Annotated in this window: 20 protein-coding genes; 7 read left to right on the top strand and 13 right to left on the bottom strand. The window is 57.7% G+C overall.

What is annotated here, in order from left to right:
* Positions 1 to 27: 27 nt before the first annotated feature.
* Both agp and F3J26_RS10535 read right to left on the bottom strand, forming a co-directional pair.
* On the bottom strand, positions 28 to 1,272 hold the full coding sequence (gene agp, locus F3J26_RS10540) for a bifunctional glucose-1-phosphatase/inositol phosphatase (protein ID WP_166993690.1): 1,245 nt from the start codon (positions 1,270 to 1,272) through the stop codon (positions 28 to 30).
* Positions 1,273 to 1,367: 95 nt separating this feature from the next.
* Positions 1,368 to 2,249, bottom strand: coding sequence for an HARLDQ motif MBL-fold protein (locus F3J26_RS10535; RefSeq protein ID WP_166993688.1), 882 nt, complete (start codon positions 2,247 to 2,249; stop codon positions 1,368 to 1,370).
* Between the two features lie 74 nt (positions 2,250 to 2,323).
* Between F3J26_RS10535 and F3J26_RS10530 the strand changes: the two genes are divergently transcribed.
* The 4 genes from F3J26_RS10530 to F3J26_RS10515 all read left to right on the top strand — a co-directional run bounded on the left by F3J26_RS10530 (position 2,324) and on the right by F3J26_RS10515 (position 4,952).
* Positions 2,324 to 3,226, top strand: a complete 903-nt coding sequence (locus F3J26_RS10530) for a LysR family transcriptional regulator (protein WP_166994045.1) — start codon at positions 2,324 to 2,326, stop codon at positions 3,224 to 3,226.
* 66 nt (positions 3,227 to 3,292) lie between these two features.
* Complete coding sequence (locus tag F3J26_RS10525; protein ID WP_008455662.1) at positions 3,293 to 3,742, top strand: winged helix-turn-helix transcriptional regulator; 450 nt, start codon at positions 3,293 to 3,295, stop codon at positions 3,740 to 3,742.
* 173 nt (positions 3,743 to 3,915) lie between these two features.
* The gene (locus F3J26_RS10520) at positions 3,916 to 4,704 is read left to right on the top strand and encodes an SDR family NAD(P)-dependent oxidoreductase (RefSeq protein WP_166993686.1); all 789 of its coding nucleotides are present in this window, start codon (positions 3,916 to 3,918) and stop codon (positions 4,702 to 4,704) included.
* 98 nt (positions 4,705 to 4,802) lie between these two features.
* The gene (locus F3J26_RS10515; RefSeq protein ID WP_157141384.1) at positions 4,803 to 4,952 is read left to right on the top strand and encodes a hypothetical protein; all 150 of its coding nucleotides are present in this window, start codon (positions 4,803 to 4,805) and stop codon (positions 4,950 to 4,952) included.
* Here the strand turns inward: F3J26_RS10515 and F3J26_RS10510 are convergent.
* The 6 genes from F3J26_RS10510 to folE2 are packed head-to-tail and all read right to left on the bottom strand — an operon-like array spanning position 4,949 to position 10,577.
* Positions 4,949 to 6,298, bottom strand: coding sequence for a dihydroorotase (locus F3J26_RS10510; protein WP_166993684.1), 1,350 nt, complete (start codon positions 6,296 to 6,298; stop codon positions 4,949 to 4,951). The two genes, F3J26_RS10515 and F3J26_RS10510, sit on opposite strands and share 4 nt — an antisense overlap.
* A 31-nt stretch (positions 6,299 to 6,329) precedes the next feature.
* The gene (locus tag F3J26_RS10505; RefSeq protein ID WP_205246476.1) at positions 6,330 to 7,292 is read right to left on the bottom strand and encodes a FecCD family ABC transporter permease; all 963 of its coding nucleotides are present in this window, start codon (positions 7,290 to 7,292) and stop codon (positions 6,330 to 6,332) included.
* A gap of 35 nt (positions 7,293 to 7,327) precedes the next feature.
* Complete coding sequence (locus F3J26_RS10500; protein WP_166994043.1) at positions 7,328 to 8,278, bottom strand: ABC transporter substrate-binding protein; 951 nt, start codon at positions 8,276 to 8,278, stop codon at positions 7,328 to 7,330.
* A gap of 19 nt (positions 8,279 to 8,297) precedes the next feature.
* The gene (locus tag F3J26_RS10495) at positions 8,298 to 9,095 is read right to left on the bottom strand and encodes an ABC transporter ATP-binding protein (protein ID WP_166993680.1); all 798 of its coding nucleotides are present in this window, start codon (positions 9,093 to 9,095) and stop codon (positions 8,298 to 8,300) included.
* Positions 9,096 to 9,097: 2 nt separating this feature from the next.
* Positions 9,098 to 9,658 carry an LbetaH domain-containing protein gene (locus tag F3J26_RS10490; protein WP_166993678.1) on the bottom strand — a complete coding sequence of 187 codons (561 nt, stop codon included), beginning with the start codon at positions 9,656 to 9,658 and terminating at the stop codon, positions 9,098 to 9,100.
* Positions 9,648 to 10,577 carry a GTP cyclohydrolase FolE2 gene (gene folE2 / locus F3J26_RS10485; RefSeq protein ID WP_166993676.1) on the bottom strand — a complete coding sequence of 310 codons (930 nt, stop codon included), beginning with the start codon at positions 10,575 to 10,577 and terminating at the stop codon, positions 9,648 to 9,650. The genes F3J26_RS10490 and folE2 overlap by 11 nt, the downstream gene beginning before the upstream one ends.
* A 247-nt stretch (positions 10,578 to 10,824) precedes the next feature.
* Here folE2 and F3J26_RS10480 point away from each other — a divergent pair, with 247 nt between their 5' ends.
* The 3 genes from F3J26_RS10480 to F3J26_RS10470 are packed head-to-tail and all read left to right on the top strand — an operon-like array spanning position 10,825 to position 14,001.
* Positions 10,825 to 11,436, top strand: a complete 612-nt coding sequence (locus tag F3J26_RS10480) for a methylthioribulose 1-phosphate dehydratase (protein ID WP_166993674.1) — start codon at positions 10,825 to 10,827, stop codon at positions 11,434 to 11,436.
* 43 nt (positions 11,437 to 11,479) lie between these two features.
* On the top strand, positions 11,480 to 12,976 hold the full coding sequence (locus F3J26_RS10475; RefSeq protein WP_166993672.1) for an FGGY-family carbohydrate kinase: 1,497 nt from the start codon (positions 11,480 to 11,482) through the stop codon (positions 12,974 to 12,976).
* On the top strand, positions 12,973 to 14,001 hold the full coding sequence (locus tag F3J26_RS10470) for a 2-hydroxyacid dehydrogenase (RefSeq protein WP_166993670.1): 1,029 nt from the start codon (positions 12,973 to 12,975) through the stop codon (positions 13,999 to 14,001). Before F3J26_RS10475 ends, F3J26_RS10470 begins: the two co-directional genes overlap by 4 nt.
* A gap of 30 nt (positions 14,002 to 14,031) precedes the next feature.
* On the opposite strand, the gene F3J26_RS10465 is transcribed toward F3J26_RS10470, so the two are convergent.
* The 5 genes from F3J26_RS10465 to F3J26_RS10445 are packed head-to-tail and all read right to left on the bottom strand — an operon-like array spanning position 14,032 to position 19,495.
* On the bottom strand, positions 14,032 to 14,976 hold the full coding sequence (locus F3J26_RS10465) for a carbohydrate kinase family protein (RefSeq protein ID WP_166993668.1): 945 nt from the start codon (positions 14,974 to 14,976) through the stop codon (positions 14,032 to 14,034).
* Positions 14,977 to 14,983: 7 nt separating this feature from the next.
* Complete coding sequence (locus tag F3J26_RS10460) at positions 14,984 to 15,991, bottom strand: ABC transporter permease (RefSeq protein WP_166993666.1); 1,008 nt, start codon at positions 15,989 to 15,991, stop codon at positions 14,984 to 14,986.
* Complete coding sequence (locus tag F3J26_RS10455) at positions 15,991 to 16,980, bottom strand: ABC transporter permease subunit (protein ID WP_166993664.1); 990 nt, start codon at positions 16,978 to 16,980, stop codon at positions 15,991 to 15,993. The genes F3J26_RS10460 and F3J26_RS10455 overlap by 1 nt, the downstream gene beginning before the upstream one ends.
* The gene (locus tag F3J26_RS10450) at positions 16,977 to 18,482 is read right to left on the bottom strand and encodes a sugar ABC transporter ATP-binding protein (protein WP_166994041.1); all 1,506 of its coding nucleotides are present in this window, start codon (positions 18,480 to 18,482) and stop codon (positions 16,977 to 16,979) included. Before F3J26_RS10450 ends, F3J26_RS10455 begins: the two co-directional genes overlap by 4 nt.
* 32 nt (positions 18,483 to 18,514) lie before the next feature.
* A complete protein-coding gene (locus F3J26_RS10445; RefSeq protein WP_039291649.1) occupies positions 18,515 to 19,495 on the bottom strand; it encodes a sugar ABC transporter substrate-binding protein in 981 nt (326 codons plus the stop codon).
* Positions 19,496 to 19,624: the final 129 nt, after the last annotated feature.

The following is a 19,624-nucleotide window of genomic DNA, read 5'->3' as shown; positions in this document are numbered from 1 at the left end:
CTGCCCCCTTTCGGGGGCAGCCTCTTCTTACTTCACGGCTTCATTCAGCACTTCGCTAAACTTATCCCATGAGCAGTAGCCGCTGGTGTCCGTCGGGCAGCCTTCCAGCTCCAGCGTCACACGTTTTGGCGGCTGCTTCAGGGTTAACACATCGCCATTGCGCAGCTGGTCGGCGCTCTGGTAAACGTATTCCACTTTCAGCAGGTCGCGGTTGTTGGTCTTATCATGCCAGCGCTGGAACAGAATATTGCCGCCAATCGGGGTACGCTCATACTGCCCCGGCAGCTGATAAGGCTTGAACTGCAGCGCGGTCAGCAGCGACGCAATGTTCGAATCATGCCCCACCATCAGCGTCACTTTCGGCCCTGAAGCGGCTGCTTTGGACGTTAACGCGTTCTGAATGTATTTCACCAGCGGAGCCGCGACGTTGCGGGCCACTTCCGGGGAAGTAAACAGCGTGTCCTGATAGCTATTTTTGAGCTGGGAAAGCACGCGCCACTGTTCCGCCGTTTTGATTTTTCCCCACGCGACCTGGTCCAACGGGAAACCTTCGTAATATTGCAGCGTGAACGCATCGACCAGGGCATTGCCCACCTTCAGGGAACCGTTAACGCCCGGCTCCTGAGTCGCATTGGCGCTAAAGACGTCTTTTGGCCCGTTCAGCTCACATAGCTGCTTCTCTTTGCAGGTTGGCGAGTTTTTATAGCCGACAATGTGCTCCAGCAGTTTATAGCTGTCGGCCAGCTTGTATTCAGTGCGCTGTTTTTCCATCGCCTGAACGGCTTTGGCTTTAAACTCCGGCGAGTCGTTGGTGATCACCGGGTTGAACACCGGGTCCATGGTGCCCATTTTTTCCTGGTGATGTACCGGCACATCGCAGCCAGGGAAAGCCCCGGTAATGAAGAATTGCGCGGTAGCGACGGTGCGCTGAAGGCTGTTGGCATAGGCATAAACGCTTTCCGGTGCCGGGCATTCGCCGCTGGTTACCAGATTCTGGCTCGCCAGCCATTCACGCATGTAATGCCCCATGTAGACTTCCAGCACCCCGCCTTTGGTGGTGAGCTGCCCGCCCGGCACATCCCACTCCGGCCATGCCTGCGCGGTAGACTGCTCAAGCACGCTGCCGTTGTTGGCCAGCGGCGCGCGCAGGTTATGACGGCTCATCAGCAAAACCTGCTGCAGCTGGTAGCCGTCCGGCACGGCGTCCGCTTTCGCCAGACCTGGGGCAAGACAGGCGGCGGCCAGCAATGAGGCAACAATTTTTTTCTTCATTACTTATTCCTCAGGGAGTGATTAATAAAATGTGAAGAATATATTGTGACAGAAAAATGACAGCCGACCTGCCTGGCGGATCGCAAAAAGCCCTATTATTCCGTTTGTTGTTTCAGCTGCGCTTCAAAGCGCTGGCGAGAGAGATCCACATAGCGTTGTAACCCGTCTCTGTCGATAAAGGCGTTGCTATCTCCGGCGGCAAGCCGGGCCTGTTTCTCCGCCAGACCAAAGCGTTCCCCTTTGTTCGCCACAAAAATGTCCGCTTTTTGTGCCGCGAGCATGGCAAAACTGTGGCGGATGTCGTTCACCAGCGTCGGGTAATTCTTGTTCGCCACCAGATAATAGTCCGGCGTGGCGAGGCTGTCGGCGTAAATAAGCGTGTACCCACCTGGCAGCGCAAACAGCCATGACGTGCTGCCCGGCAGATGCCCTGGTGTCAGCAGCGCTGTCGCGGTTACGCCGCCCAGCTTTAGCGTCTCGTGGTCATGAATGATTTTATCCGTGGTGACCGGAGGAAAGGGCAGCGCGTCTCCCAGCGCAAAATCCTCTTTGCCTCCCCGCGCCATTTGGTCAGCATTCTCCCTGCTGGCAACCAGCTTTGCCCCGCTCCACTTTTTCAGTTTGGCAATGCCCCCGGCCTGATCGAGCCGGGCATGGCTGTTGAGGATGAACCGCACGTCACGAATGTCGAATCCCAAAGAAGCAATATTCTCTTTGATGCCCCTGGCGCTTGCGTCCAGCGCACCGTCGACGAGAATATGCCCCTCAGGCGTGGTAATCAGAATGGACGAGAGATTTTCGGTGCCGACATACCAGACGTCCGCTGCCATACGGAACGGTTTGACCGGTTTGGCCCAGCCTTCAAAAAGCGAATAAGGCGGCGCGGCAGACAGCGGCTGGGTTGGATTTAATGCCGCAGAACTGCCGGCAGAGAAGACTGAAATCATGCAGGTAAATAACAGACTATAACGGTTCACAGGTGGCTCCTTTTGGTCAGGAGGCGCAGTATACTGCCGGGCAATTTAGTCCGATGCAATTGAGAAATGATGGCGTGAATATCCTGCAATTAGACATGAACCTGCTGAAGGTGCTGTACGTGATGTTAATCACCGGCTCGACCAGCCGAACGGCGCAAAAGCTGGCGCTTAGCCCGTCCGCCGTCAGCCATGCTCTCGCCCGCCTGCGTGATGCCCTGGGCGATCCGCTTTTTCGTCGGGAAGGCAATGCCCAGGTGCCCACATCTTTCGCACTCGGTATTAAAGAACGCCTGATCCCGCTCTTCGAGTCCCTGAATGAAGAATTATTTGGCGAAGAGCATGCGGAGGAGCGCCGATTTCGTCTGGTTCTGCCCCCGGCGCTGAATGTGTTGCTCACGCCGGAACTCGCCCGCAAAGGGCATCAGGCCGGGGCCATTATTGAATGCCTGACGTTTGAACGGCGTGCGTGGCGTGATGAGCTGCTGGAGGGACGAATAGATTTGTTGATTGCGATTGGCGATCATCAAAAACGCGTCAGTGCCCTGCATTATGAGCGCGTAGGCAGCACGCGCCTGATTGCTGTTTTCGGCGAACCACTGTCCTCCAGACTTAACGGGCGTGAAACTCTGACCTTTGACGAACTGCCGCAGTTTGATCATTTCTATTGTCACCCCTGGCCACAGGGCATTAACGAGCTCGATCGCCAGCAGGCACGTGCCGGGCTCGAACGCCGCCTGGCCTTTACCTGTAGCGACTACGGACAGCTCGCTCCCGCCCTGCGCAATGCCCCGCTGATGGCTATCGTGCCGGCCCCATGGTTTGATACCCTGAATAACAAAGCCCAGCTTTTTACGCTGCCGCTGTCCGGCGACCAGGCTATTGGTAGCCTGTTTTTGCAGTACCGGACCTCCACCGTGGAATGGAAACGGCGTCTGATAGACAGCCTGCGCCGTACGCTGGCCGCCTGGTATCATTGAAATTACCGCTCAGCCTCTCATACAAAAAGTTTTATAATAGAACCCGGCAAACCCATCGGAGGAATGATGAAACGTAAGAGCCTTGAAGACAGCGTCTGTTCGGTTGCCCGCACGCTGGACGTGATCGGCGACTGGTGGTCGCTGCTGATCGTGCGCGATGCGCTGAACGGCATGTCTCGCTTCGGTGAGTTCCAAAAAAACCTCGGCATCGCCAAAAATATGCTGACCGTTCGCCTGAAACAGCTCGTCGATAACGGTATTTTTGAGCTTCGCCCGGCATCGGACGGCAGCGCCTGGCACGAGTACGTGCTGACGGAAAAAGGCCGGGCGCTGCAGACCGTTTTAGCAGCCCTCTCACAGTGGGGCTGCGAAAACCTCTACGCCAAAGATGAGACACGCAGCGTCCTCGTCGACAGCCAGCAGCATCGTCCTATCCGCAAGCTAACCTTACAGGCCGAAGATGGTCGTGAGCTAAAACCGGACGAAATAATCACTCAGGCACGTTCCTCCTCCTGACCAATAAGCATCTGTTATTCAGGTGCTTATTAATATTCCCTTTAGCAATTCCTGCGCATAACGAAAAAACACCCCTCATATTGGTTGCATAATAAAACCAACAAATCTACATTTACCTCAAAGTTTCATTATGAAACCACATTAACGTTACTCTCCTTCATGTGAGGTGTTTTATGGCTAACTCTCGTTCTATTGCGGTCATTACCGGCGCATCTTCCGGTATTGGTGCGGTTTATGCCGATCGTTTTGCGGCCCGAGGTTTTGATCTGCTGCTGGTTGCCCGGCGCGAAGATCGCCTGCGCGATCTGGCCGCGAAGCTTGAAGCCCGCCACGGCATAACCGTGACCACGCTAAAAGCCGATCTGGTTAACGACCAGGACATTGCCGCCGTTGAGGAGGCCCTGAAAGATCCGCGCATCAGCGTGCTGGTTAACAACGCGGGCACCGCCCACAGCGCAGCGTTTACCGCCGCCAGCGTGGAACAACATCAGGCGCTTATCACGCTGAACATCACGGCGTTAACTCGCCTGAGCCATGCCGCCCTGCTTAATTTCCAGCAAAAGAACAGCGGCACGCTGATCAATATCTCGTCGATTCTGGCAGTACAGAGCTGGGTGGGCAGCGCGGTATACAGCGGCACAAAGGGCTATGTATTGAACCTGACGAAAGTTCTGCAGGCCGAAGCTGCCGGCACCGGCATTCGTATTCAGGCGGTGCTGCCCGCGGCTACAGCAACCGAAATTTGGGATCGTGCGGGCGTGTCGGTGGACTCATTGCCTGAAGGTGCGGTCATGAAAGTGGATGATTTGGTGGATTCCGCCCTGGCCGGACTGGACAGCGGGGAAGCTGTCACCATCCCGCCATTGCACGATCTCAGCCTGTGGGAAACCTACGCCACTACGGCGCAGGCGATGTTTGATGCGGCAGGCGTAGGGCAGCCAGCGCCTCGCTACGCCCGCTAATTTTCCCGGGCAGATGTCGCCGGCATCTGCCCATCATTTACTGACAGGCCGCCATGTCTCGCTATAATGAGGCAAATTCCTGCCAATATGATGCTGTGATGAAACTGTTTTACTATTCAGCCGCAGGCATGGTTGCTGCGCTGATTGTCCTCTGGGGAGCGCTGATTGTGGACAGCGCCAATATCCTGCAACAAATGTCCGAGCTGATGCACTACATCGAAGATTTGTTCAAACCTCGCGAACGCTAGCGGTTAAACGCCAGCGCCTGGCCGTAAATCCCCTCGGCAACTGACTCGCCGTCCCAGACGAGGTGCCCGTTCACCAGCGTGCTTTCAACCACGCCGCCCTGCAAGGTGTGCCCTTCGAAGGGTGACCAGCCGCATTTGTAGGCAACATTACTGCCCTCAATGCTGGCGCGTTTCCAGGGGTTGATCACCGCCAGATCGGCCCAGTAACCTTCCCGGATATAGCCGCGATCCTTAATCTGAAAACGTTCGGCTACCGCGTGGCTGGTTTTTCTGACGATAAGTTCAGGCGTGAAAATCCCTCTGGCACACATATCCAGCAGCGCGGGCAGCGCGTGCTGCACCAGCGGCAATCCCGACGGAGCCGAGAAATAATCATGCTGCTTTTCCGCCAGCAAGTGCGGCGCATGGTCGGTCGCAATAATATCAATCACACCAGTCTTAACTGCCTGCCATAGCGCCCGCTGGTGTTCCTGGCCCTTCACCGACGGGTTGCACTTCAGCCTGTGCCCCAGCGCCGCGTAATCATCCTGATTAAAATAGAGGTGATGGATACAGGCTTCCGCCGTGATCGTTTTTCTGCGTAAGGCTTCAAGCGTGGGCGCGGGCTCAAACAACGCCAGCTCATCGGCCGTGGTGATATGCAGCACATGCAGCCGCGTGCCGTGCTTTTTCGCCAGCGCGACCGCCCGGGAAGATGAAAGCAGGCAGGCCTCAACCGAGCGAATAGCTGCGTGTTCTGCGGCCGGGATCTGCTCCCCATATCGCTCTCGCCACAGCGCCTCATTACGTTTGATAGTCGGCGTATCTTCGCAATGCGTGGCCACCAGCCCCGGCGCATGCTGGAAAATAGCCTCCAGAATGCGTTCGTCATCCACCAGCATGTTGCCGGTGGAGGCACCCATAAACACTTTTACGCCGCAGGCGGCATCGGCTGTCAGCGCCTTAAGTTCTTCCAGATTGTCGTTGGTGGCACCGAAATAGAAACTGTAATTGGCCAGCGAACACTCGGCGGCTCGTTGAAATTTACCTTCCAGCGCCAGTCTGGTGGTGGTTGGCGGCGAAACGTTGGGCATTTCCATATAGCTGGTGATCCCGCCCATCACCGCCGCGCGTGACTCGCTGGCAATCGTGCCCTTATGCATCAACCCCGGTTCACGAAAATGTACCTGATCGTCTATCATGCCCGGCAGCAGCCACTTCCCGGCAAGATCGCGCACATTCCACGTGGTACGAGCCGGGATCGCAGCGGCTATTTTTTCAATTCGCCCGTCCACAATGAGCAGATCGCCCTGGTAACGCCGATCCTCATTCATCATCAGCGCGTTGGTCAGTAACAGAGGTTTCATTAGTCGTTTTCTCCGGCTTAAAAAGGCTGCGCTAGCGTCGGGCAACCATCACAACAATAAACAGCCCGCCAATTCCGGCGGTAATAATGCCGATGGGCAGCTCCTGCGGCGCAACCAGCACCCGGCTGACCAAATCGCCGCCGCACAACAAACAGGCCCCGACAAGGGCACACAAAGGCAGCAGCCTGGCGTGCTTAATGGCGGAAAAATGGCGGCAAAGATGCGGCACCATCAGCCCGACAAAGCCAATCACGCCGGTCAGCGATACAAAAATGGCGGTTGAAAAAGCGCAGCACAGAAAAATTTCGGTACGCAGGCGGGTCACGTTAATGCCCAGCGAAAATGCGGTGCGATCCCCCGCGAGCAATCCATCCAGCGATCGCCATCTCAACAGGCAAAATGCGGCCAGCAGCAGCAAACCGCCCAGCGCAAATCCCAGGTTATCCCATCGCGCCAACCCCAGGCCGCCGAGCGACCAGAATAAAACCGAGCTGGCCGTACGCTGGTCACCGGCGAATATCAGGTAGCTGGTTAACGCCCCGAACAAGAAAGAGATCGCCAGCCCGCAAATAATCAGCGTTTCGGCACCCCGATCGCGTTTGAGCTGGAATAAAGACAGCACCGCAACCGAAGAAAGCAGCCCGCCGCCAAAAGCGGCCGCCGGTAGCGTCCAGACGCCGAAGAAGTCGCCGAAGCGGGTAAAAACCAGCACCGCTCCGGCAGACGCGCCCGAAGAAAGCCCGAACAAAAAAGGGTCCGCCAGCTCATTGCGCGTGGCCGTTTGCAGCAGCGTGCCCACCACCGCCAGCCCCGCGCCGGTCATCAGGGCGAGAAGCGTTCTGGGCAGCCGGATGTCCAGCACGATCCCACGAATCATCGGTGAAATGTCCGTTGCCGTGGGTTGCAGCGCGTTTACCACCTGATTCAGGCTGAGCCGGACCGAGCCTTCCGTTAAGCTAAGCACCGCAAACAATATGACGAGAAACCCCGCCAGGCATGCGGCCCGGCGGTAACGCCAGGCTAAAACCCTCACTGTGCCGCGAACAGAACGCGAGCGAGCTTCTCAACCGCGGCGATATTTGCCGGGCCGGGCGTCAACTCGGCGTACTGCAGCTTAAGATAGCGGTGCTGTTTCACCGCCGGGGTGAGCTTCATCAGCGGGTGGCGCTCAAGGAACTGGCGGAGCGAATCAGCGCCCCCGCCGGTCTGGTAATCCAGCAGAATGATGACATCCGGCTCGGCCGACGCAACATTTTCCCAGGAGGTTGTCCCCCAGCTGGTGTCCAGCCCTTCCATGGCGTTTTTACCGCCAGCGGCCTCGATAATGGCCTGCGGCATGGCGTATTTTCCGCTGGTAAACGGTTTGTCTTCTCCGGAGTCATACACAAAGACTTTCAGGGGCCTTGCGCCCGGTAGTGCTTTGGGGAGGGCCGCCAGCCGCGTTTTCCAGCCGTCAACCAGCTTCTGAGCAACCTCCGCCTTACCAAAAATTTTGCCAAGCGTAAGCTCATCGTTATAAAGCAGATCCGGGGTCGCCTTGGTTTTGCTTTCCCCGGAAATCGCGCAGCTTTCGCTGAGCACAAAGGTTTTGATGCCGTATTTGGCAAGACTTTGGGGTGTAACGTCGCCCCCCACTTTCATGCCGTAATTCCAGCCCGCGAAAAAGAAATCTGGCTCGGCGGCCAGCAGCGTTTCAAGCGAGGGGTATTTGGGCGCAAGCTCAGGGATCGTCCCCATTTGTCGCTTAAATTCGGGCGTCATTTTGTACCAGCCGGAGATGCCGGTCAGACCCACAATCTGCGGCTGTAAATCCAGAGCAAAAGCCATCTCCGACATGTTCAGGTCGTTGATTACCGCCCGCTTTGGTGCTGCGGTAAAGACAATGGGTTTACCGCAGCTCTCAATGGTCACCGGGAAGCCGGAGGCAAAGGCAGTAAAGGAGGTAAAGGCCAGCCAGAAGCCGGTAGCGATTTTTAACATCATAGCGATCCCTGAAAATTTACCGTGGGCGCGAAGGTTCAAAAAAACGGACTCGTCTGCCTTGCTGGCCTGGATGGTCAACGGTAAAGCTGTCGAGGCCGAAAATGGGGCGAAGTGTTTCGGTATTCAGCGCGGCGTCGGGCACGTTAAAAGCCTGCTGTTGCCCCGCCGACAAAATAAGGACCTTGTCAGCAAACCCTTCGATTAAGTTGAGATCGTGCAGGACGGCGATAACCGTTGTGCCGCGAGCTTTCACCAGCGCTAACAGTTCTTCCCGTGCCGCCAGGTCCAGATGATTAGTCGGCTCATCCAGTAACAGCAACCGGGAGGTTTGCGCCAGCGTTCGCGCCAGAATTGCCCGCTGCCTTTCCCCGCCGGACAGACAGGCCAGCGATTTATGCCGCATCCCGAGCACACCAACCTCTTTCATCGCCCCACACACAATGCAGCGATGTTCTGGCTCCGGCATATCACGGGCAAACGGGAGTCGGCCTAACGCGACATAATCCTCAATGGAGAGACGCAAATCGGGGAGATCGTTTTGCGACATGACCGCCACGAGCTTCGCCCGCAGCTGCGGGTTGAGCTTATTTAAGGGGCGGCCCGCCAGCGTTATTTCCCCCTCGGCCTTTAGTTCCTGGCTCAGCGCCCGCAGCAGCGACGTTTTGCCGCTGCCGTTTGGCCCAATCACGCTGAGCCGCTCACCTTTTCTCAGGTGAAAAGTAATCGCCACCGGCCAGGCTGCGCCCTGCGGACGGGCAATCGCCCGCAGGGAAACGCTTAACTCGGCTGCTGGTTCTCCGGGGGAAAAAGGCATGCTCAGAACTCGTTGCGCAGCAGTTGGTAACCTTCCACCAGCTTGACGTTGGTGTTGGCCACCTCTTCAGAAAACTGCACCGAAGCGGGGTCAACCCGTGAATATTGGCTTAAATCAGAGTCGGGCCCCACGCGCTCGGTGGACGGAATATACGTTTGCTTCGGCAGTGTCACCCCATCAACCACCGCGTTGTAGCGAATGACGCAGCCGGTTTGTACGTGGCAGTTAAAAAGTACGCTGTTAAAGCCGATAAACACCCGCTCGTCGACCCGGCAAGGGCCGTGCACAATCGCCCGGTGCGCAATCGACGTACCGCTGCCAATGGTCACCGGCGCCCCGCTTTTCGAGTGAATAACCACGCCATCCTGAATATTCGAATGGGAATGGATCACGATAGGATCCATGTCGCCTTCGGCGTTCAGCTCATCGGCGCGGATCACCGCGTAAGGCCCGACATAAACATAGTCATGAATAATGACCCGGCCACAAATCACCGCCGTGGGATCGATGTACGCTTTGGGAGAGACCTGTGGCAGATGGCCTGAAGGGTTTTTACGCAGCATGGTGATTTCCTGTCCAGTGAATGCGGGCCACCGCGTTGTGCGCATGGAGGCTTTCCTGATGCTCAACGCGAAGGGTAAAAGCGGTGCTAAAAGGCGCGTCCTGCATCGCCTTGTTCAGGCGGCGAGCGGCGTCTTCGCAAAACATCAAATTTTGGCCATTGGCCAGGGCGAAGGCCTGCTCGTCGCTACGCTTAACCACCGTTTGCACCGCCGTGCCAAGCGCGGCCTCGCAGCGGTCGATGAGTTCCTCGAAAGGCAACGTAGCAACATCCGGCTTCAGCTGGCAGCTAACCCACGCCCAGCTTCTCTGGCTGTGGGGCGTGCCCGGCATGCCCTTCTCGCCCAGCCAGGCCAGCATTTCTTCGACGGACACGCCCTCCTTTCGCGAGCCAAAGTCCCGCTGAAACTGCTGCTGCGCGAGATTGCGACTCAGCGCCGCCGAGGCCGGACAGGTAGATGAATACGGGATCCCCACCCGAAGCGTGACGGCAAAACTTTCCCCACGCTCCGCCAGGATGCGGATGGGGTAAGCCTTCCAGCCAAAGTGGTTTGAGGTTAAAGATTTGCGGGACAGCAGCAGTTCGCCGGTGATTTCCACGCTGGCGCGGTCGCTGCTGCGCTGGTGCGAAACCAAAAATTCTCCCAGTAAACGGCGCAGTACCGCCGGCGTAATTTCGCCCTGGGTTAGCTCGTCCAGCAGCAGATAGATCCGGGACATATGAATGCCCTTTTCCGCTTCCGGGGAACGGAGAAGATTGATCCCGGCGTTGACTTTCGCCGTCAGCGGGCGCCCCGCGACCTCCACCGGAAGGTCGATTTGTTCCATGCCAACCCAGGACAGGGCCATGTCGAAATCGTGGCTTCTGAGTGACTGAATATCAGGCAGCATTTTGGGGCATAACATTGGAGTGACCGTCATATTGCACATCGTCTTACTGTGATTTTGTTACGTTATAACATAACAAAACTCATTTGTGCAAAGCGACGTTTTGCCGTAAAGCGAATCCGCCCGATCACAGAAGAAAATTCGGTGTAAAACCGCTGATTGGCTCGATATATCTTATCACCCGGCAAGTGTTGCCCGAGTGTTCACACAATGATAGCATCATGCAAACAGCCATTTAGACGGCTAGACAGTTAAACTAAAAAGCATTGAGGAATAACGTATGTGGCAAGAAAGGCTCTCGCAGTTGGTCAGCACCTGTCATTGGATTGGCGCTAAAGGCTGGGCTCCGGCGACCGGCGGCAATATGTCCATTCGCCAGGATGCCGAGTGGTGCTGGCTGAGCGAATCCGGGCGCGACAAAGGCAGCCTGACCAGCGAGGATTTCCTGCAGGTAGACATTGCCACGAATCAGGCGCCGTCGGGGCGTAAACCCTCCGCCGAAACCGGACTGCACACGCTGGTTTATCGCCTTTTCCCGGAAGCAAACGTCGTGCTGCACGTCCACACCGTGAATGCCACCGTGCTGTCGCGGATTGAAAAAGGCCCGGCGTTGAACATCAGCGGCTATGAAATGCAAAAAACCCTGACCGGCCAGCAGACGCACCTCGACACGGTGCCAATTGCTATCTTCGATAACGATCAGGACATCGATGCGCTGGCAAAACGCATTGAACGGCATGCCGAACAGGCTCCCCTTAAATACGGTTTCCTGCTGCGTGGCCACGGCCTGACCTGCTGGGGCAAAGACGTCGCCGAAGCACGTCGTCAGCTTGAAGGGCTTGAATTCCTGTTCGAATGCGAAATGCAGCGCCGCCTGTACGAGCGCGATTAATCGTTATCTTCCTGTGTCTGTTCGCTAGCGTGAGGTTTAAGGTATGGAATATTTCCTGGGTATTGATATCGGCACGTCGCGGGTCAAAGCCGTGCTGTTTGACAGTAATTTCCATGCCGTCGCCAGCGCTGCGGAAAACACTTCTCCCACGCTTTCCCCACAGGGCTACGCCGAACAGGATATGGAGAAGCTCTGGCAGTCCGTCGTGCGCACGCTGCGGCAAGTGGCCGACAGCCCGGCATTACAGCAGGGCAAACTCAAGGCCATCGGCCTGGCGGGCCAGGGGGAAGGCGTCTGGCTGAGCGACAAAAACGGCGATCCCGTGGGCCCGGGTATTCTCTGGAGCGACACCCGCAGCCGGGCGCTGATGGACGAACTGCTGCAGTCGCCTGGCCTCGACAAAGCCCTGTTCGATGAAACCGGCTCTCAGCTCCAGCCCTGTAACACCAGCCTGCAGCTCTGCTGGCTCAAGCGAAATCAGCCGGAACGCCTGGCCGCCGCCGACTATATCTTCTTTGCTAAAGACTGGATTCGCTTTCGGCTTACACAGGTTGCCGCCCTTGAATTAACCGACACCAGCGCTTCGCTGCTGAATCAGTTGACCGGGGAGATTTCCGATTTCGCCCTTCAGGCTCTGGGCATCGACGATCTGAAAACACGTTTTCCGCCCCTGCTTCACCCCGACGCCCAGGCTGGTAGCTTGAGTGAAGCCGCCGCCCTGCTTTGCGGCCTGCCGCCAGCGACGCCAGTTGCTGCAGGCGCACTCGATGTGTGCAGCGCGGCGCTAGGCTGCGGGGCTATTCACGACGGGGATATTTATACCATTCTCGGCACCACCTGCTGCACCGGCGTGGTGTGCCACGGGCGCGAGACCGTCAGCAGCGGCACCCGCTTTGTCACCCATACCGAACAGGGCAGTTTTATTAACCTGTTTCCAATGCAGGCCGGGACACCAAATATCGACTGGCTGCAACAGCACATTTCGCTGACGCCGGATCTGGTAGCGCTGGAAAAAGAGATTACCGCTATTCCGCCGGGCAGCGGCGGCGTTTTCTGGCAGCCTTACCTGAACGGCGAGCGGGCACCGTTTTACAGCCCCACCGCCCGGGCTGGATTCTTTGGCGTCGACCAGCACACGTCCCGCGCGGCGCTTCAGCGTGCCGTTTTTGAAGGACTGGCGTATGCGATTGTGGATTCACTCACGGGCTATACCAGTGAGGGCAGTCTTTACCTCACCGGCGGCGGCGCGGCTTCTGCCACCTGGCTGCAAATTATCGCCGACTGTACCGGACGCACCGTCATTGCCAGCCACTTTAATGAACTCAGCGCCCGAGGCGCGGCGCTGCTGGCCGCCCGCAGCGTAGGCGCACTGGAACACTATCCGGCTATCGAACAAACCCGCTATCAGCCTCAGCCCGAGGCCCATGCCGCCTACCAGGCGCTGTTCCCGGTGTTCCGCCTGCTGCGTGAACAGCTCCAGCCGGTGTGGCAGGCCAGGCACCAGGCTTTACAACGTCTTTCTCAGGATAATGCACAATGAAAATCGTCTTTACCGCCGAGTATGCGGGCAGCCTTGAACCGTTTAGCCAACTGGGCGAGCTGGTTGTCGAAGGCTGGGCCATCGGTAAACCTAAACTTCAGGCCTCACAGATTATCGACCTCGCCCACGATGCCGAGGTGATTGTCACCAGTTATGACGACATCACCGCCGAAGTGATCCACAGCTGCCCTAAGCTGAAAGTGATTGCCTGCACTCGCGCCAATCCGGTGAATATTGATGTTCAGGCGGCTCGGGCCCGCAATATCACCGTGCTTTATACGCCAGGACGCAACGCCGATGCCGCCGCCGAACTCACGCTGGGCCTGATGCTCGGCCTGATGCGCCATATTCCACAGTCCCATGCCGCTCTGAAGCGCGGCGCATTTACCCGCGAAAGCCAAAGCGAGCAGCAAACCCAGCCCGGCCTGCGCAAAGATGTGGTCTGGGACGTCAGCCCGGAAAGTCCTTATGAAGTGTTCAAGGGCGGCGAGCTGCGCAACAAAACGCTGGGTTTGATTGGCTACGGCAATATTGGCCGCCGCGTGGCGCGCATTGCCCGCGCTTTCGGGATGAATATTTTGGTGGTGGATCCGTTTGTCGCCGCCGAGGATATCGACGAGCCGGGGCTGCACAAAACCACGCTCGACGCGCTGTTCCGCGAGTCAGATATTGTTAGCCTGCATTTGAGCAGCGGGCCGCACAGCGATGGTCTGGTCAACGCGTCCCTGCTGCAAAGCATGAAACCGGGCGCGAAGCTGATCAATACGTCCCGCGCCTCCGTGGTGGTGGAAGCCGATCTCATCGAAGCCTTGCGCCACGGGCCGCTCGGTGGCGCGGCACTCGATGTCTACCACCAGGAGCCGCTGTGGAGTGACCATCCGTTTATCAGCGAGCTGGATAACGTCATCATTACGCCGCACATCGCGGGGGCAACCCGAGAAAGCATCCAGAAACACACCGCGATGATTGCCGCCGATCTTCAGCGGTTTGTGGCTGGTGAGCCGCTGCTGTACGCCTGGCGCTAAGAGAAAAAACGGCCCTTCGGGGCCGTTTTTTTATGCCAGCAACGGCGTCGTCGCCATAAAATCCTGCAAGTGCTCCCAGTTCACCACGCCCGCATCAGAGCCTAATCCTGTCGCCACAAGCGCGGCAGTCGCAGACGCGACCCGGCAGGCTTCCTCCTCCGAAAGCCCCCTGGCCAGGGCGGCGATAAACCCGCCGCAATAGCTGTCGCCGCAGCCGGTTGTGTCGCTGGCAATCACGTTATAGGCCGGGAAGTGACGGGTTTTCTCGCGGCTGAATAGCCAGGAGCCCCGCACGCTGTCTTTAAAAATGCAGCATTTCGCACCCAGCGCGAGGAAGAAATCGGCAATCTCTGCGGGCGACAGGCGCCCGGAGATAAATGCGGCTTCTTCGAGTGCAGGCATAAAATAGTCCACATGAGGCAACAGCGGACGTAAGAGCGCCAGCGTATTGCTATCAGGTGCGATTAAATCAAAGCTGGTGATGACGCCCCGCGCTTTCGCCGCGGCCAGTAAACGAGCGCTCTGGCCGCCATCCATGGCCGCAAGCAGCCCGGTGCCGCCGTGGTGCAGATAGCGCGTATTCAGTACCCGACCGAAATCAGCCTCAGCGACGAACAACTCATCGGATGCGCCCCGGCAGTGCAGTGCAGGTCTCTCACCGTTTGGGCGAATGGGCAAAATCGTCGCCGATGTCTCTTTTTGCAACGTCCGCTGGATCAGCGAACAGTCAATCCCCAGCCGGTGGTAGCTGCCCAGAATAAACTCGGCTTTTTCGTCCTCGCCCAGGCAGGCCACGGTTGACGTGCGAATGCCCAGTTTGGCGGCATTCACTAAAGCCCCGGCGGCAGTTCCCGCCGGGTTGAGGCGAATTTGCTCAATAAACTGCACGCCGCCGCCGGAGGGGATGCCCACTACAGGGCGCCCCGCAATATCCAGGATGGTCAGGCCCACAAAAACAGCGTCAAATTTGCTCATAACGCCCTCACTGGTGCTGCTGGCGCAGTCGCGCCTGCCAGAATGAAACGGCCAGCGCCACCACCAGGATCACGCCCACCAGCGCCTCTTTCACCAGGTAGTTCAGCCCCATCAGGTTAAGCCCGTTATCAATAATCGCGAGGAACAGCACGCCGCCAAGCGTCCCCCCCATGCTCACGCGCCCCTGACGCTGAAAAGCGGTGCCGATAAACACGGCGGCAATGGCATCCATCAGGTAAGACTGCCCGGCGAGCGGCGTAAACTGGCGCAGGTTGGCAGACAGAATAATGCCGCCCACGGCACACATTGCCGAAGCGGCAATCAGCACCCAGAACAGGGTTCGCTTATCGGCTATCCCGGCTATACGCGCCGCTTCACTGTTTTGCCCAATCGCACGCACCCGCTTACCAAACAGCGTCCGTTCGGTCAGCAGCCAGGCGACCAGCCAGACCACGAGCACGATAAGCACCGGCGTGGGGATCCCTCCAACATTGCCCACCGCTAAATCGTGATATTCCGGGGCCATGCGCCGCCAGGAAATCGCCCCGCCGCCGTCGGTGTAAATACGCTCGGCGCTGCTGGCAATAAACCAGGTGCCTAGCGTCGCCAAAAACGGCTTAATGCGGCAGGCGAGGATAAGAAAAGCGTTGACCAGGCCTATCACCACGCCACCCAGCAAGGCGCACAGTACCGCCACCTGCCAGGGAAGTTGCCAGGTTTTGAGCGCAATTAAAGCCAGCATGGCGCCAAAGTCGATAGCCACGCCGACGGAAAGATCGATCGCCCCGGCGCTGACAATCAGCGTCATCGCCAGCGCCACAATCAACAGAATGGCGCTGCCCTGAAGCAAATTGCTCCAGTTATCCAGCGTCAGGAAAACGGGGTTTGACCAGCTAAACAGGACAATGAAAAACAGCGTGACCAGCACAAAGCCCGCACGTGACAGCCAGGCCAGCGGTTTTCTCCCGGACTCACCGGCCGGACGCGTTGCCGCCAGAGCAGAAAAAACTTTCATTATTTATTGCCCCCTTTCTGCTGCAGGGCAGAAGCCGCCAGCACCACAAGAATCAGTCCGCCTTTAATGGCACCGACCCAGAAGATATTAACCCCCAGTAATCCAAGACCGTTAGACAAGGCGTTGACCAGGATAGCCCCCAGAAGCGCCCCCCAAACGGTAACCACGCGGCGACGGGAGAAGGCTGCGCCCAGGAAGGTCGCCAGCACCGTCTCCATCAGTAAAGGCGTAGCGGTTCCGCTGGAACTACCCGACCCCTGCGCCAGCAGCGGGAAGACCGCCAGCCCGGCCGCAACGGCGGCAATAAGCCAGGACGCGAGGATAAGACGGCGCACGTTAAGCCCGGACATCTGCGCCATGTCTTTGCTGCCCCCCGTCGCCTGCAAGTGCTGGCCAAAGCGGGTGTGATGCAGCAAAAGCTGGAAGCCTACGAAGACCAGCAGCAGATAAATCAGCACATAAGGAATGCCCAGCATGCTGCCGTCGCGAAACGCCACCATCAGCGGGTCGCTGACGCTAATCCGGCGCTGCCCGGTCAGCAGATCGGTCAGGCCGGTAAAGGCCACCGAGGTTGAGAGCGTTGCCAACAGCGGTGGCAGTCCGGTAACCAGTACCAACAGCGCGTTGATGCCCCCGCACAGCAGACTCAGCGCCGCCACCAGCAGTAAGAGCAGCGGCCACGGCGTCAGCCATTCGCTCATGCCCAGGCTTAACAGCGCCACGCCGAACACGGCGATGGCCGGGAGCGAAAGATCGATCCCGCCGGAAACGACGTCATCTCCCCCGGCAGCAATCACGCAGACAAGGCCAAAGCTCAGGATCGCCAGCGGCACGCTTTGCACCAACATCAGGCTGATGTTCTGCCAGCTAAGGAACCACGGCGATTGAATGCTTAGCCAGACAAACAGGCCAACAAACAGCAGCAGCGGAAATTTTTCAAACAACGCAACGGAGCGACCTGTCCCAAAACGGCGAATTTCAATCATCATGCTGCATGCTCCTGCCCACCGTTAATCGTTGCCAGTAGCGCGTCAAGGGTCAGTCCCTGAGTGGGCAAGTTCGCCACCATTTCCCCGCGCCACATCACCAGAATGCGGTCGCACAGGCCCAGCAGTTCGGTCGCGTCGCTGGAAGAAACCAGCACCGAACGCCCCTGCTCGGCAAGCTGTCGGGTGCGCTGATAGATATCGCTGCGTGCGCCGATATCGACGCCGAGCGTGGGCTCATCAAGAATAAACAAGCGGGCGTCAGTCCCCAGCCAGCGGGCAAGAATCACCTTTTGCTGATTTCCACCACTCATAAAGCGTACTGGCAGCGCCGGGAGTGCAGGACGAATACTCAGCCGCGCAATCCAGTCCAGGGCTTTTTGCAGCGCCCGGGAACGGTGTTCCCAGCCAAACGTTGCCGTGCCCGGCAGCGACGCAAGGTTGATGTTATCGGTGGCCGAAAACGGCAGGATCAGCCCCTGATGACGGCGATCGCGAGGTACAAGCGCCATACCGGCCCGGATAGCCTGCCGCGGGGAGCGAATACGGCGGGAGCGCCCTTCTATGACAATCTCGCCCTTTTTCGCCGTGTTCAGTCCGTAAAGTGTATCCACCAGCACGTCCCTTCCCGCGCCCAGCAGCCCTGCCAGGCCGACAATTTCACCTTTACGGATTTCAAAGCTGATGTCCTGTAGCTGCTGCCCGTCAGACAGCGAACGCACGGCAAGCAGCGGTATTTCTCCAGCCGTGGGATCAGCCTCGTGCTGACGAGGGGTATAAAGTCGGTCAATTTCTCTGCCGACCATCATATGAATGACGGCATCGGTATTCTGCAGCACTTCGCGATCCGGGTAGCCCACCACTTCCCCGTTGCGCAGCACGGTGCCCGCATCGCACAGCGCGGCAATTTCGTTGAGGTAATGGGAGATGTACAGAATCGCGATGCCCTGCTCCTTGAGACGCAGGATAGCGTCAGACACCAGGCTCGCTTCGTGAGCTTCGAGCGGCGCCGTAGGTTCGTCGAAGACCACCAGCTTTGCCGCGCCGTCAATCAGCGCCCTGGCGATTTGCACGAGCTTGCGTTCGGCCAGACTCAGTTGCCGGATCAGGCGGTCGGGGTTGATATCCAGTTGCCAGGTACGGAGGAAAAAATCTCTCGTCGCCTGTCGCATACGCCTGCTGTCCAACAGCCCACCAGCACGGCGATATTCCTGCCCCAGAAACACCGACTCGGCAACGGTAAAATGTGGGATTAGATTAAGTTCCTGATGAATAACGCGTATTCCCTGGGCCTCAATCGCCGCGGGCTTACCCAGCGGAAGCGGGATGCCGTCGAGCGTGGCCGCGCCGCCATCGGCCTGGTAAACCCCGGCAAGAATTTTAATTAAGGTGGATTTGCCCGCGCCGTTTTCACCGATAAGCCCGTGAATTTCACCGGGGCCGATCGTCAGCGTGACCGCGTTTAACGCGGTCACATTGGCAAATCGTTTACTGATGCGGTCCATCACCAGGCCGCGCTGCGTTTTTGCCGCGTCCACTACTTCAGCTCACCGTAACCCAGTTTTTTGTACACGGCTTTAGCTTCATCCGGGCCTTTCACCGGGATAACCGGGATAAAGGTCTGAATTGGTAGCTTCTGGCCTGCGAAGTAGCGAGCCACGTTTTCGGCAGACGTCTGGCCAATCAGGTGAGGCTGCTGAGCAACGTTGGCCACCAGCGGACTGTCTTTTTCCGCCATGATTTCCAGCGTTTCCGGGCCGGCGTCGATGGCGGTGACCTTCACATCTTTATCACGTCCGGTCTCTTCCAGCGCCTGCACGATACCGATAGCCGGCTGGTCCCAGCAGGCTACATGGATAGCATCCAGCTTGCCTTTCGGATACTGGCTAAGTAACTCGAGGGTTTTCTTACGAGCATCCTCCGGCGAGTTAGCAAATTGTTCTGCCAGCTCCGGTTGAATAATTTTAATATCCGGGTAGTCCTTCAGGACATATTTCCATTGGTCATAACGTATGCCGCAAATGCGTAATGAATTAGAGAATGCGTTAAATACCGCAACATTACCTTTGCCGCCAAGCGCATCAGCCATATAACGGCCAATGGTTGAGCCCAAAGTGTAGTTGTCAGACGTCGTGTTATTCACGGAATACTGAGAAACATGGTCAACGGTAAAGACCGGAATACCCGCGTCGCGCAATGCTTTAAATTTAGGCTCAACGGCACTGTCGCCCAAAATACTGATTACGGCATCTACCTTCCGGGACAGCAGAATATCGTGGTTATTGGCATGAACCTGGTTATCCCTGCCACCATCCACGCCGATAACCTTGCCGCCCAGCTTTTCCACTTCTTCGGTAGCGCCCTTATAGGCTTCGCGATCCCAAAAGTGCTGGGTTCCCACGACGGCAACCCCGATTGTTTTCCCCTGTAATGAGAGCGTGTCTGCGGCGAAAGCAGCACCTGATGCCAGCGACACCAGGCCTACGGCGGCAGACAGAAGTCTTTTTTTACCCTTCATTGCTATAGTTATCCTGTAGTTATTATTCACACTTACGCCTGATGATCCGGGTTTCAGCCTGGCAGCAAGGGCTTATTCCGCTACACTTATTTGAGACAATAAATGTCGCGAGCGCCCTGGCCTCCGGCA

Origin of the sequence: Enterobacter sp. Ap-867, assembly GCF_011752855.1 — a bacterium.
Taxonomy (GTDB): domain Bacteria; phylum Pseudomonadota; class Gammaproteobacteria; order Enterobacterales; family Enterobacteriaceae; genus Cedecea.
This window is presented reverse-complemented; position numbering and strand designations above follow the sequence as displayed.

Coding starts and splice junctions, on each gene's coding strand:
- F3J26_RS10475 (WP_166993672.1), top strand. CDS start 11,480: ATGGAATATTTCCTGGGTATTGATATCGGCACGTCGCGGGTCAAAGCC.
- folE2 (WP_166993676.1), bottom strand. CDS start 10,577: ATGACGGTCACTCCAATGTTATGCCCCAAAATGCTGCCTGATATTCAG.
- F3J26_RS10460 (WP_166993666.1), bottom strand. CDS start 15,991: ATGAAAGTTTTTTCTGCTCTGGCGGCAACGCGTCCGGCCGGTGAGTCC.
- F3J26_RS10525 (WP_008455662.1), top strand. CDS start 3,293: ATGAAACGTAAGAGCCTTGAAGACAGCGTCTGTTCGGTTGCCCGCACG.
- F3J26_RS10510 (WP_166993684.1), bottom strand. CDS start 6,298: ATGAAACCTCTGTTACTGACCAACGCGCTGATGATGAATGAGGATCGG.
- F3J26_RS10520 (WP_166993686.1), top strand. CDS start 3,916: ATGGCTAACTCTCGTTCTATTGCGGTCATTACCGGCGCATCTTCCGGT.
- F3J26_RS10450 (WP_166994041.1), bottom strand. CDS start 18,482: ATGGACCGCATCAGTAAACGATTTGCCAATGTGACCGCGTTAAACGCG.
- F3J26_RS10490 (WP_166993678.1), bottom strand. CDS start 9,658: ATGCTGCGTAAAAACCCTTCAGGCCATCTGCCACAGGTCTCTCCCAAA.
- F3J26_RS10465 (WP_166993668.1), bottom strand. CDS start 14,976: ATGAGCAAATTTGACGCTGTTTTTGTGGGCCTGACCATCCTGGATATT.
- F3J26_RS10470 (WP_166993670.1), top strand. CDS start 12,973: ATGAAAATCGTCTTTACCGCCGAGTATGCGGGCAGCCTTGAACCGTTT.
- F3J26_RS10500 (WP_166994043.1), bottom strand. CDS start 8,278: ATGTTAAAAATCGCTACCGGCTTCTGGCTGGCCTTTACCTCCTTTACT.
- F3J26_RS10495 (WP_166993680.1), bottom strand. CDS start 9,095: ATGCCTTTTTCCCCCGGAGAACCAGCAGCCGAGTTAAGCGTTTCCCTG.
- F3J26_RS10445 (WP_039291649.1), bottom strand. CDS start 19,495: ATGAAGGGTAAAAAAAGACTTCTGTCTGCCGCCGTAGGCCTGGTGTCG.
- F3J26_RS10515 (WP_157141384.1), top strand. CDS start 4,803: ATGAAACTGTTTTACTATTCAGCCGCAGGCATGGTTGCTGCGCTGATT.
- F3J26_RS10455 (WP_166993664.1), bottom strand. CDS start 16,980: ATGATGATTGAAATTCGCCGTTTTGGGACAGGTCGCTCCGTTGCGTTG.
- agp (WP_166993690.1), bottom strand. CDS start 1,272: ATGAAGAAAAAAATTGTTGCCTCATTGCTGGCCGCCGCCTGTCTTGCC.
- F3J26_RS10480 (WP_166993674.1), top strand. CDS start 10,825: ATGTGGCAAGAAAGGCTCTCGCAGTTGGTCAGCACCTGTCATTGGATT.